The 8,865-nt window shown below is 70.6% G+C and carries 12 protein-coding genes; 9 read left to right on the top strand and 3 right to left on the bottom strand.

Annotated features, from left to right (window positions below; translation table 11 throughout):
- Nucleotides 1-517 (top strand): SH3 domain-containing protein (locus QQK83_RS10075; protein WP_284263854.1); only part of this gene is annotated, 517 nt, incomplete at its 5' end.
- A 13-nt stretch (nucleotides 518-530) separates the two neighbouring features.
- Here the strand turns inward: QQK83_RS10075 and QQK83_RS10070 are convergent.
- From QQK83_RS10070 to QQK83_RS10060, 3 genes are all read right to left on the bottom strand, one after another.
- The gene (locus QQK83_RS10070) at nucleotides 531-1,382 is read right to left on the bottom strand and encodes a DMT family transporter (RefSeq protein ID WP_417750343.1); all 852 of its coding nucleotides are present in this window, start codon (nucleotides 1,380-1,382) and stop codon (nucleotides 531-533) included.
- 47 nt (nucleotides 1,383-1,429) lie between these two features.
- Complete coding sequence (locus tag QQK83_RS10065; RefSeq protein ID WP_284263850.1) at nucleotides 1,430-2,320, bottom strand: LysR family transcriptional regulator; 891 nt, start codon at nucleotides 2,318-2,320, stop codon at nucleotides 1,430-1,432.
- 99 nt (nucleotides 2,321-2,419) lie between these two features.
- Complete coding sequence (locus QQK83_RS10060; RefSeq protein ID WP_284263848.1) at nucleotides 2,420-2,623, bottom strand: hypothetical protein; 204 nt, start codon at nucleotides 2,621-2,623, stop codon at nucleotides 2,420-2,422.
- A 163-nt stretch (nucleotides 2,624-2,786) separates the two neighbouring features.
- Between QQK83_RS10060 and QQK83_RS10055 the strand changes: the two genes are divergently transcribed.
- The 8 genes from QQK83_RS10055 to rpsP all read left to right on the top strand — a co-directional run bounded on the left by QQK83_RS10055 (nucleotide 2,787) and on the right by rpsP (nucleotide 8,821).
- Complete coding sequence (locus tag QQK83_RS10055; protein ID WP_284263847.1) at nucleotides 2,787-3,377, top strand: FMN-dependent NADH-azoreductase; 591 nt, start codon at nucleotides 2,787-2,789, stop codon at nucleotides 3,375-3,377.
- A 771-nt stretch (nucleotides 3,378-4,148) separates the two neighbouring features.
- Nucleotides 4,149-4,682, top strand: coding sequence for a hypothetical protein (locus QQK83_RS10050; protein ID WP_284263845.1), 534 nt, complete (start codon nucleotides 4,149-4,151; stop codon nucleotides 4,680-4,682).
- Nucleotides 4,683-4,877: 195 nt separating this feature from the next.
- Entirely contained in the window at nucleotides 4,878-6,383 is a 1,506-nt protein-coding gene (gene ffh / locus QQK83_RS10045) for a signal recognition particle protein (RefSeq protein WP_284263843.1), read from the top strand.
- A gap of 2 nt (nucleotides 6,384-6,385) precedes the next feature.
- On the top strand, nucleotides 6,386-6,895 hold the full coding sequence (locus QQK83_RS10040) for a GNAT family N-acetyltransferase (RefSeq protein WP_284263841.1): 510 nt from the start codon (nucleotides 6,386-6,388) through the stop codon (nucleotides 6,893-6,895).
- A complete protein-coding gene (locus QQK83_RS10035) occupies nucleotides 6,892-7,461 on the top strand; it encodes a GNAT family N-acetyltransferase (RefSeq protein WP_284263840.1) in 570 nt (189 codons plus the stop codon). Before QQK83_RS10040 ends, QQK83_RS10035 begins: the two co-directional genes overlap by 4 nt.
- A complete protein-coding gene (locus tag QQK83_RS10030; RefSeq protein WP_284263837.1) occupies nucleotides 7,461-8,009 on the top strand; it encodes a GNAT family N-acetyltransferase in 549 nt (182 codons plus the stop codon). Before QQK83_RS10035 ends, QQK83_RS10030 begins: the two co-directional genes overlap by 1 nt.
- Nucleotides 8,010-8,094: 85 nt before the next feature.
- Entirely contained in the window at nucleotides 8,095-8,400 is a 306-nt protein-coding gene (locus QQK83_RS10025) for a chorismate mutase (protein ID WP_284263836.1), read from the top strand.
- Nucleotides 8,401-8,428: 28 nt separating this feature from the next.
- Nucleotides 8,429-8,821 carry a 30S ribosomal protein S16 gene (gene rpsP, locus QQK83_RS10020; RefSeq protein WP_284263835.1) on the top strand — a complete coding sequence of 131 codons (393 nt, stop codon included), beginning with the start codon at nucleotides 8,429-8,431 and terminating at the stop codon, nucleotides 8,819-8,821.
- The last annotated feature ends 44 nt before the right edge of the window (nucleotides 8,822-8,865 follow it).

Below are 8,865 nucleotides of genomic sequence, written 5' to 3'. Positions count from 1 at the left end.
GGCGCTCGCGCGGCTCACCGCGGCCCCAGCGGCACCCGCTCCCCAAACCGGCCCCGCCCCCGAAACCGGCGCGGCAACGGCGGACCCGCGCGTGGGGCCCGTCACCGGCTTTCCCCTGCCGCGCTATGTCTCGATCAAGGCCTCCGAGGCGAACGCCCGCCGCGGCCCTTCGCGCAGCCACCGCATCGACTGGGTCTTCCAGCGCCGCAACATGCCGGTGATGATCGTCGCCGAACATGGCCATTGGCGCCGCGTCGTCGACCGCGACGGGGCCGGCGGCTGGGTGCATTACACGCTTCTGTCGGGCGTGCGCACCGCCATCGTCGAGGCCGACCGCGTGGCGCTTCACGCCCGCCCCGACCGCAACGCCATGATCCGCGCCGAAGCCGAGCGCGGCGTCGTGGGCGAGCTGCGCGAATGCCGCCCGACCTGGTGCGAGATGGAGGTCGGCGGCTACCGCGGCTGGGTCGAGGCCCGCAGCCTCTGGGGCGTCGATCCGGGCGAAACCTTCGACTGACGCCGCCCGGTCGTCAGTCCTTCAGCAGCAGCGCCAGCGCCGCGATGGTCAGCGCGATGCCGCCCAGCACCAGCACCGGCGGCAGCGGCTGGCCCAGCGCCAGCTCCCACCCAAGCACCCAGCTGGGCGTCAGGTAGGTATAGGCCATCACCTTGGACGAGGGCAGCCGCATCGTGGCGAACTGCACCAGGAAGACGGTCATCGAGGACGCCGCCACCGCCGTGTAGACCATCGTCACCCAGACCAGCGGCCGCAGCCCCGCCCAGTCGGTCGCCACGATGTCGGACCAGCCGTAGACCCCGATGATCACCGTCGTCGTCGTCAGCGTCCAGAAGGTGAAGACAAGGATCGGCTCGCCCCGGTTCAGCACCCGCACCAGTGGCGTGTAGAAGGCATGCGCCATGCAGCCCCAGAAAAAGATCGCCTCGCCCCTCCCGATCTCGAAGGCCACAAGCGCCGACAGGTCCGCGCGGAAGATCACCCAAAGCGCCCCCGCCGCCCCCAGCGCCAGCGCCAGCACGATCCGGCCGCCCATCACCTGCCGCAGGAGCAGGTAGCCGAAGATCCCGCTCATGATCGGCGTCAAGGTGAAGACCGCGGCGGCCGAGACCGGCGGTGCGGTCTTGAGCCCCTCGAACATGGTCACGAAATAGACCCCGAACAGCCCGCCCAGCATCGCGTAGCGCCAGGGCGCGCGCAGCGCGCGGCCCGCCTCTCCCCAGCCTCCGCGCAGGGCGATCACCACGCCGACGACCGCCGCCGACAGGGCGAAGCGCAGCGCGTTCAGCGCCGCGGGGGCGATCTCGTTGGCAACCTGCCCGCCCAGCGAGAACGATCCCGCGATCAGCGCCGAGAAGGCGAGCATCGCAAGATGCCCGCGTCGCGCCTCGGCCCCCGGCTGCGCCAGCGCCGTCACGGCGGGCTGACCGCCCAGCCCCGGACCTTCTCCTTCAGGAAGCGCACGAAGGTCTGCACCTTGGCGGTGCGGTGCAGGTCCATGTGGGTGACCAGCCAGATCTTCGCCGACCAGTCCTCCATCGGCGGCAGCATCTCGACCAGCCCCTCGGTCCCCTCGTCATCCCAATCCGCGATGAACCCGATCCCGATCCCCGAGCGCACCGCCGTCTTCACCGCCTTCATCGAGGTGACGCGCAGGTAGACCGACGACGGCGGCACCGTCTCCATCAGCCAGCGGAAATTGGGCGCGCGCGGCGTGTCCTCGGTCGTGCCGATGAACCGGTGCCCCGCCAGCGTGCCCTCCTCCAGCATCCCGTGGCGCGCCACGTACTCGGCCGAGGCCATCAACCGCAGCGTCTGGGTGAAGAACGGCTGCACCACGTTGTCGGGCTCGTCCGGCAGCTTGCCCGCACGGATCGCCACATGCGCCTCGCCGTATTCGAGCCGCAACAGGCGCTGGTCCGAGATCAGCTTGACCCGCAGGTCGGGATGATCGGCCATGAACTCCCCGATCGCGGGCACCAGCAGCGGCGCGAGGCTGTCGAGCGAGGTCACCAGCAGGTCGCCCGTCACCTCGTCGCCGCGCCCCTTGATCCGGCTGGCCAGCTGGCTGAACTGGTCGTCGGTCTGGCCCGCCACGGTCAACAGGTCCTGCCCCGCCTCGGTCGGCGTGTAGCCGCGCGCGTGGCGCTGGAACAGCTTCGCGCCCAGCCGCCCCTCCAGCGCGTCGATATGGCGGATGACCGTGGCGTGATGCACGCCCAGCACCTCGGCCGCCCCCGAAACGGTGCCCATCCGGGCAACCTGGTAGGCGGTGCGGATCTCGTCCCAGTGATCGAATGACATCTCTGTGCGCTCACTCACATATTCAACGCAGTTAGGGCAGAGGATGTTTGATTTCGCAAGGGGGGAAGAGGGGGCCGATCTCGGGACCGCGAAAGCCGCTCACGCCCCGCCGCTCCGTCGCGGACCCCTGTGCAGGGGCCCCGGCGGAGCCGGCAGCATCCCGCCCTCGGCGGTCAGATCATGGGTCACGCCCTCGAATGCGCCGAACCCGCCCCCCTGCATCACCGCCATCGCCGTCTCGACGTCCGGCATCACGTCGTCCGTCCCGGTGCCCGCGCCGCAGGCCCCAACGGCCAGCCGCACGGGACGGACGCGAAGCAGGCACCCCGGAGGGATCGTCCTGATGACCAACTGACAGATCTGTGCGGTCGCGCACACAACTCCCGCCATGTGGGCGGATTGTGCATGATGTCTCAAGGGACGATTTCGGTGGTCGACATCCAAACCCTCCCAAAGGACTGATCCCATGACCCGCTCCATCCTCCGCATCGACGCCTCCGCCCGCCGCGACGGCTCGGTCTCGCGCGATCTCGCCGACCGGATCGTCGCCCGTTTCGGCGACGGCGTGACCGTCACCACCCGCGACCTCGCCACCGGCCTGCCGCTGATCGACGAGGCGTGGATCGGCGCGAATTTCACCCCCGCCGACCAGCGGACCGAGGCGCAGCGCACCGCCCTTTCCCTCTCCGACCAGCTCGTCGCCGAGCTGCAGTCCGCCGATACCCTCGTCATCGGCCTTCCGATCTACAATTTCGGCGTCCCCGCCGCCCTCAAGGCCTGGGTCGACCTCGTCGCCCGCGCGGGCGTGACCTTCCGCTACACCGAGGCCGGGCCGCAGGGCCTGCTGACGGCCAAGCGCGCCATCGTCGCCGTCGCCTCCGGCGGCACCGAGGCGGGCAGCGAGATCGACTTCGCCACGGGCTACCTGCGCCACGTCCTCGGCTTCATCGGCATCACCGATGTGAGCTTCGTCACTGCCGACCGGTTGATGCTGGACCCCGAGGCGACCCTCGCCTCCGCCGCAGCCCAGGTCGCTGCCCTCGACATCGCCGCCTGACGGCACGGCGGGCGGGCCGGTCGGGGGCGCAGCCCCCCCCAAGCCGCCCACCCGCCACAGCCGCCCCGCGCCACACGCTCCGCGTCAGCACCATCCCAATGGCCACCCGCGCCACCGCCACCACGCAGGCCGCGGCCCGACACACCTCGGCCGTCGTCGGCACGCCGGCAAACGGAACGGGTGGGGCGCGCAGCGGAACAGCGGTCGGAGAGGCCTCAGCCCCACCCGACCAGCCCACCCGCCGCCGTCACCGTCACAGCCGCCCCGCGCCATGGCTACACCCTCGGCATCAGCACGATCCCCGAAGCGTCACACACAGGTGCAACCACGCAGGCCGCATCCCGCCCCATCGCGGCCCCCGTCGGCACGCCATTCTACCGGTCGGAGAGGCCCCAGCCCCACCCGACCAGCCCATCCGCCGCCGTCACCGTCAGAGCCGCCCCGCGCCATGGCTACACCCTCGGCATCAGCACGATCCCCGAAGCGTCACACACAGGTGCAACCACGCAGGCCGCATCCCGCCCCATCGCGGCCCCCGTCGGCACGCCACTCTACCGGTCGGAGAGGCCCCAGCCCCACCCGACCAGCCCATCCGCCGCCGTCACCGTCAGAGCCGCCCCACGCGACACCAAGGCAGCCCGCGACACCGGCACAACCGAGGGCGACCCGCACAACGCTCCCGCGTCGGCGCCATCCCCCGGCCGTCCGACACCGAATACGCGCGGGCCGTGCCCCCTTCCCCGACGGGGCCGCGCCGCTATCCTATCCCCCATGCGGACTCTCGCCCCCCTCCTGCTGGCGCTGATCCCGGCCGCCTCGCCGCTCGGCGCACAGGAGTGCCGCGTCGACTTCACCGTCGAGGTGACGCAGGGCGCGGGCCAGATCCGCCCCGGCCAGACCCTCACCGGAGAAGCCGCCTTCCGCACGACCGGCGAGACGCTCCCCGGCGAGGCCGGGATCACCGTTCACCTCGCCAGCGGCGAGATGACCCTCGTCCCCGGTATCCGCGGCGAGCTCTGGGCCGTCGTCACCACCTCGGGCAACCCGGTCGCTGACCTGATCGCCCTGCACGCCCGCGAGGTCGAGGGCTTCACCGTCGCGGGCCTGCCCTACGCCGGTCCCATGACCATCACCCTCTACGGAGACCCCGGCACCCTGCCCTCCCCCGCCATCCCCAGCGCGCAACCCGGCTGGGACGCCATGAGCCTCGCCCGCCGCTTCGCGCTCCACGCGCAGGGCTACGACCGCATCGCGGGCGACGTGACCGCCCTCACCCTCGCCTGCGCGCCGCCCTCCCGCGATTGACAGACAGGCGGAATCCGCCTAAGCGGACCGGCAACACCCGGATTGCGCCAGCATTCCGGTCCTGATCCCGTCAGGATCGCCCCCCGTCAGCGAGGTTTCGCCCACGGGGGCAAAACCCGTTTGGGTCTGGCGCATCTCCGCACCGCCCCCCACATTCGGGGGGCACCGAGGATCGACGAAAGGGGCCGAAAGCCCATGTTTGAAAACCTGTCCGAACGCCTCTCCGGCGTCTTCGACCGCCTCACCAAGCAGGGCGCGCTGTCCGAGGATGACGTGCGCACCGCCATGCGCGAGGTGCGCGTGGCCCTGCTCGAGGCCGACGTGTCGCTGCCCGTCGCGCGCGACTTCATCAAGGCGGTCGAGAAAAAGGCCACCGGCGCCGCCGTCACCAAGTCGGTCACCCCCGGCCAGCAGGTCATCAAGATCGTCCATGACGAGCTGAAAAACGTGCTCTCCGGCGACGAAGACCCCGGCAAGCTCAAGATCGACAATCCCCCCGCCCCCGTCCTCATGGTCGGCCTGCAGGGCGGCGGCAAGACCACCACCACCGCCAAGATCGCCAAGCGCCTGAAGGAGCGCGAGGGCAAGAAGGTCCTCATGGCCTCGCTCGACGTCAACCGCCCCGCGGCGATGGAGCAGCTGGCGATCCTCGGCACCCAGATCGGCGTCGACACGCTGCCCATCGTCAAGGGCGAAGACCCCGTCGCCATCGCCAGGCGCGCCAAGACGCAAGCGAGCCTCGGCGGCTACGACGTCTACATGCTCGACACCGCCGGCCGCCTCTCCATCGACGAAGAGCTCATGGCGCAGGTCGAAGCGGTGCGCGACGTCGCCAACCCCCGTGAAACCCTGCTGGTCGTCGACGGCCTGACCGGTCAGGACGCCGTCACAACGGCGGAAAACTTCGACGAACGCATCGGCATCACCGGCGTGGTCCTGACCCGGATGGACGGCGACGGCCGCGGCGGTGCCGCGCTCTCGATGCGCGCGGTCACCGGCAAGCCGATCCGCTTCGTGGGCCTCGGCGAAAAGATGGACGCGCTCGAAACCTTCGAGCCCGAGCGCATCGCGGGCCGCATCCTCGGCATGGGCGACATCGTCGCCCTCGTCGAAAAGGCGCAGCAAACCCTCGAGGCCGAACAGGCCGAGCGCATGATGAAGCGCTTCCAGAAGGGTCAGTTCAACATGAACGACCTCAAGGGCCAGCTGGAACAGATGCTCAAGATGGGCGGGATGCAGGGCATGATGGGCATGATGCCCGGCATGGCCAAGATGCAGAAACAGCTCGACGAAGCGGGCTTCGACGACAGCGTCATCAAGCGCCAGATCGCGCTGATCAACTCGATGACCAAGCGCGAGCGCGCCAACCCCGACCTGCTTCAGGCCAGCCGCAAGAAACGCATCGCCGCCGGTGCCGGTCAGGAGGTCTCGGACCTCAACAAGCTTCTCAAGATGCAGCGCCAGATGGCCGACGCGATGAAGAAGCTGGGCAAGATGGGCAAGAAGGGCCTGGTGCGCGGCGGCCTCGGCGCGCTGATGGGCAAGGGCGCGCCCGCGGGCCTCAAGGGCATGGACCCCTCCGCGATGGACCCCGCCGAGATGGAGCGTGCGGCCAAGCAGATGGGCATGGGCGGCCTGCCCGGCCTCGGCGGCGGTGCCGCGTTGCCCCCCGGCCTCTCGGGCTTCGGCAAGAAGAAGTGACCATGAACGCCCCCACCCTCCAGACCGGGCGCCTGACGCTCCGGCCCCTGCGCGCAGGCGATTTCCCCGCCTATGCCGCGCTGATGGCCGGTCCGCGCGCGGTCTTCATGGGTGGGCCGTTCGACACCGCCGCCGCGTGGGGCATGTTCTGCCATGACGCGGGCTGCTGGGCGCTCTTCGACCATGGCGCGCTGATGATGGACCTGCGCGAGACCGGCCAGACGGTGGGGCAGGTCGGGCTGAACGCCGGGCCGCTCTACCCCGAGACGGAACTGGGCTGGATGCTCCACGACGGCCACGAGGGGCAGGGCTACGCCACCGAGGGCGCGGCGCGCCTGCGCGACTGGGCCTTCGACGCCCTGCCGCTCGACAGCCTCGTCAGCTACGCCGACCCGGCCAACAGCGCCTCCCACGCCGTCGCCCGCCGCCTCGGCGCGGTCGAGGATACCACCGCCCCGCGGCAGGCCCCCGAAGACATCGTCTTCCGCCACCACCGGGGGGCCGCCGCATGACCGCGCCGCGCTGCACCCTGCCGCCCACCGGTGCCGCGGCACAAGCCGCCGCGATGCACCGCGCCAGCCTTCCGGTGATCGAGACCGCGCGCCTGCGCCTGCGCGCCCCCATGCTCGACGACCTGCCCGACTGGACCGCCGTCTTTCTCGAGGCCTTCGCCGAACCGGGCGACGGCCCGGATCGGGCATGGGCCGAGTTCAGCTATTACACTGCGGGCTGGATGCTGCACGGCCACGGCCTCTGGACGGTCGAGCGGCTGTCGGACGGCACGCGCACGGGCTTCGTGCTCGTCGGCCTCGAATGGGGCGACGAGGAACCCGAGCTTGGCTACATGACCCTGCCCGCCTACCGCCGCCACGGCTACGCCGAAGAGGCCGCCACCGCGGCGCGCGACTTCGCCCTCGGCCTGCTCGGCGATCTGGTCAGCTACGTCGATCCGGGCAATCCCGCCTCCGACGCGCTCGCCGCGCGCCTCGGGGCCGCGCGCGATGCCAAGGCCGAGGCGCGGCTCGAAGCCCGCGACGGCGCACCGGTCCATGTCTGGCGTCACAGGGGGGCCGCGTGATGACCGCCCATCTCGCCGACACCCCCGTGCTGCAGACCGAGCGCCTGATCCTGCGCGCCCCCCGCGCCGCCGATTTCGAGGCGCTCGCGCCATTCATCATGTCCGACCGCGCCCGCTTCGTCGGCGGCGGCGCGGACAAGGACATCGGCCACGCCTGGCGCGTTCTGGCGATCTTCTCGGGTCATTGGCACCTGCGCGGCTACGGCATCTTCGTCGCCGAACACCGGGCCGAGGGGCGGCCCGTCGGGTCCGTCGGCCCGTGGTTCCCCGGCGACTGGCCCGAGCAGGAACTGGGCTGGACGATCTGGGACGCCTCCGACGAAGGCCGCGGCTACGCCTTTGAGGCCGTGGAGGCGGTGCGCCGCCACGCCTATGCCGATCTCGGCTGGTCCACCGCCGTCAGCTACATCGACCCGCTGAACGACCGCTCCCGCGCGCTGGCCGCGCGGCTCGGCTGCACGCTGGACGCGGACGCCCCCCGCCCCGACCGCGACCCCGCGCTTCAGGTCTGGCGCCATCCCGCGCCCTCGGAGGTGCTGGCCGCATGATGACCGTTTGCACCATGACCCCCGCGTATGCACGCGGTGTGTACGGGGTGTGCACGCCCTGTGACCCTTTCGAGGAGGCCCTGACATGACCGACGCCACCACCCGCGCCGCCGAGCTTCTGAGGGGCCACCGCGAGAGCATCGACCGCCTCGACGCGATCCTCGTCTATACCCTGGGCGAGCGCTTCAAGCACACCCAGGCCGTCGGCAAGCTCAAGGCCGAACACGACCTTCCCCCGTCCGATCCGGCGCGCGAGGCGCAGCAGATCGCACGGCTCGAAGACCTGGCGAAACGGGCCGATCTGGACCCGGAATTCGCCAAGAAGTTCCTGAACTTCATCATCGCTGAAGTCATTCAGCATCACAAGCAACACCAGGAAACCGGGGCATAAGCCCCCAGCCATTTCAAGGAGTTATCCCATGGCAATGAAGATCCGACTGGCCCGCGGCGGCTCGAAGAAGCGCCCCCACTATTCCATCGTCGCCTCCGACAGCCGCATGCCCCGCGACGGCCGCTTCATCGAGAAGCTGGGCACCTACAACCCGCTTCTGGCCAAGGACAGCGAAGACCGCGTGCGCATGAACGTCGAGCGCGTGCAATACTGGCTCGACCACGGCGCCCAGCCGACCGATCGCGTCAGCCGCTTCCTCGAGGCCGCCGGCGTGATCGCCAAGAAAGAGCGCGCCAACCCGAAAAAGGCACAGCCCGGCAAGAAGGCCGTGGAACGCGCCGAGGAAAAGGCCGCCAAAGCCGCCGCCGCCGCGGAAGCTGCTGAAAATGCAGCGGAAACCGCAGCCGAGGCCACCGAGTAATCGGCCCGGCGATGCGTCCCGCATCCCCCGTCATCCGCGGGCCC

The sequence above is a fragment of the Roseicyclus amphidinii genome (assembly GCF_030163755.1).
Classification (GTDB): domain Bacteria; phylum Pseudomonadota; class Alphaproteobacteria; order Rhodobacterales; family Rhodobacteraceae; genus Roseicyclus; species Roseicyclus amphidinii.
This window is presented reverse-complemented; position numbering and strand designations above follow the sequence as displayed.

Coding starts and splice junctions, on each gene's coding strand:
- rpsP (WP_284263835.1), top strand. CDS start 8,429: ATGGCAATGAAGATCCGACTGGCCCGCGGCGGCTCGAAGAAGCGCCCC.
- QQK83_RS10070 (WP_417750343.1), bottom strand. CDS start 1,382: ATGCTCGCCTTCTCGGCGCTGATCGCGGGATCGTTCTCGCTGGGCGGG.
- QQK83_RS10050 (WP_284263845.1), top strand. CDS start 4,149: ATGCGGACTCTCGCCCCCCTCCTGCTGGCGCTGATCCCGGCCGCCTCG.
- QQK83_RS10055 (WP_284263847.1), top strand. CDS start 2,787: ATGACCCGCTCCATCCTCCGCATCGACGCCTCCGCCCGCCGCGACGGC.
- QQK83_RS10025 (WP_284263836.1), top strand. CDS start 8,095: ATGACCGACGCCACCACCCGCGCCGCCGAGCTTCTGAGGGGCCACCGC.
- QQK83_RS10035 (WP_284263840.1), top strand. CDS start 6,892: ATGACCGCGCCGCGCTGCACCCTGCCGCCCACCGGTGCCGCGGCACAA.
- QQK83_RS10030 (WP_284263837.1), top strand. CDS start 7,461: ATGACCGCCCATCTCGCCGACACCCCCGTGCTGCAGACCGAGCGCCTG.
- QQK83_RS10065 (WP_284263850.1), bottom strand. CDS start 2,320: ATGTCATTCGATCACTGGGACGAGATCCGCACCGCCTACCAGGTTGCC.
- QQK83_RS10040 (WP_284263841.1), top strand. CDS start 6,386: ATGAACGCCCCCACCCTCCAGACCGGGCGCCTGACGCTCCGGCCCCTG.
- ffh (WP_284263843.1), top strand. CDS start 4,878: ATGTTTGAAAACCTGTCCGAACGCCTCTCCGGCGTCTTCGACCGCCTC.